This is a genomic window from Thermococcus sp., assembly GCF_027012695.1.
Taxonomy (GTDB): domain Archaea; phylum Methanobacteriota_B; class Thermococci; order Thermococcales; family Thermococcaceae; genus Thermococcus.
Window position 1 is genome coordinate 1 of record NZ_JALUYR010000103.1, and the last position, 1,768, is coordinate 1,768.

Here is a 1,768-nt window from a genome sequence, read left to right on the forward strand (position 1 = left end):
GTGCCAAAAACAACTATTAGTTCATCTTTATACCCCTTATCCGGGAAAATCATTGATAGATAGTCAACTGGAGCAACTTCCAGAAATCTAGATCTGAGAATATTGTTCTTAGCTTCAAATTCCTGCTGAAGATTGTTTTTCTGTGGTTCGTATTGTCCTGCAAAGCTTCTATACATCTCACTCCTCCGCTACTTTCTCAGCGGAGGAGCCAGCCACTCCTTGAAGTCCACCCAAGCAAGGTTATAATTTTTTAAAACCCCATTTGGAATAGAGCATTTCTCACAGAATGTTGTTCCGCTCCTAACTTTGTCTAGGTGGAGGAGTAGCGGCTCCTCCATCTTCTATTTTATAGGAATATTACAAATAAGAGAATAGCCGTGAAAGAAATCAAAGAAACAAAATTCGTAAAGCTCATAACTAACGAGTTAAGAGAAACGTATAAAAATAATCTAAGTTTTATAGGCTCACTAAAATTAAGAAGAGTTTATTTTGCTTTTGAAACTGAAAATTCCTTCCTGCTAATAAGTGAAAAGTTCCTTGAAGAAAGAGTAGATAAATGGAAATTCATACATCATTACCATAAAGATATAGTATTCCTGTTCATAAACTTTCTCATACACTTCCTTCATAAGCTCAAAAAGGATTCCTTTTTAATAAGGGAAATAGAAGCTACAATAAAACTTTCAAATACCAATTTGGTAAATATCATTAAGAGTAAATACTCAGATTATAATGAAGGTTCTGGTTATAAATTTCATTATGTAATTCAAGATCTAGTAGTATTATCTACTATAATTAAAAAAGGGAAAGCTTATAAGCTCGGGAAAAGCTTCTACTTTTCAATAGAAACATAATATATAGCAGAATAAGGGGCTTACAATGAATCAAAAGAACATTAATGCTATGCTTGAAGTTATTGAAAAAAGTTTAGACTCTCTTAAAAAACTATCTTCTACCACTGGCAAAGAAATAATATCAAGCAATATACCTCTCTGGGTAGATTTTTGGATAATGAAAAAGGCTCTCCGTCTAGTATCTACCTGGAAATCACGCTCCAAACGCATTGAAGAATTAAACGAATATAGTGAGTATAGTCGCAAATCCTATTATTATGGAAATGAGTTTAGACATAATTTGGATTTCAAATCTTTATATAAAAGATATTTACCTATACTTTCTGAATCCTACATTCAATTCTATATAAAAGATATCCACTGGCAGTTAATAGATATAGTATCCTTCTTTAAATATCCATACATAGCAAACATTCAGAAAAATCTCACAAGCTTTTGGTCATTAAAATTCAGAGAAGCACCTCACCTCAATCTCTCTTTACTAGAGAGCAAGTATAGAGAAAGAATACAGCTCCTTGAAATTTTGAACAATAGTAGCTTAAAAGTAGCTTTTATTGAAGTAGGTCCCGAAGAAACTTTACCTGAAGATTTATCTGAACTACTTAACACCTTACTAGATATGGGATATGTTATCAAACAAACAGAAGAATACCGCCTTTACGAACATCCCTCTGAAAGATGGACAAAAGATGAAATAAAAGAAGTCCGCTGGGAACAGTATACTATTTACTTACTTATCCCTTTTTGGCTATAACCAGGTTAAGCAATTTAAAAGTACATACTAGACTTCTTTTTCAATAAAGCCAAAAAAACGTTTCAAATGTCTATCTACATTTCTTTTTTGAATTTCCTCCTCCCGCTGAGAATCGTATATCCCACTCCATTCAGCAGGGCTATAATGTTCAAATTCTTCA

Annotated in this window: 3 protein-coding genes; 2 read left to right on the plus strand and 1 reads right to left on the minus strand. The window is 32.8% G+C overall.

Going from position 1 to position 1,768, the window contains the following annotated elements:
• Positions 1-188 precede the first annotated feature (188 nt).
• Entirely contained in the window at positions 189-338 is a 150-nt protein-coding gene (locus tag MV985_RS07930; protein WP_297465070.1) for a hypothetical protein, read from the minus strand.
• A 39-nt stretch (positions 339-377) separates the two neighbouring features.
• Here MV985_RS07930 and MV985_RS07935 point away from each other — a divergent pair, with 39 nt between their 5' ends.
• Positions 378-854, plus strand: coding sequence for a hypothetical protein (locus MV985_RS07935; protein ID WP_297465071.1), 477 nt, complete (start codon positions 378-380; stop codon positions 852-854).
• Between the two features lie 25 nt (positions 855-879).
• The gene (locus MV985_RS07940; RefSeq protein ID WP_297465073.1) at positions 880-1,608 is read left to right on the plus strand and encodes a hypothetical protein; all 729 of its coding nucleotides are present in this window, start codon (positions 880-882) and stop codon (positions 1,606-1,608) included.
• Positions 1,609-1,768 lie beyond the last annotated feature (160 nt).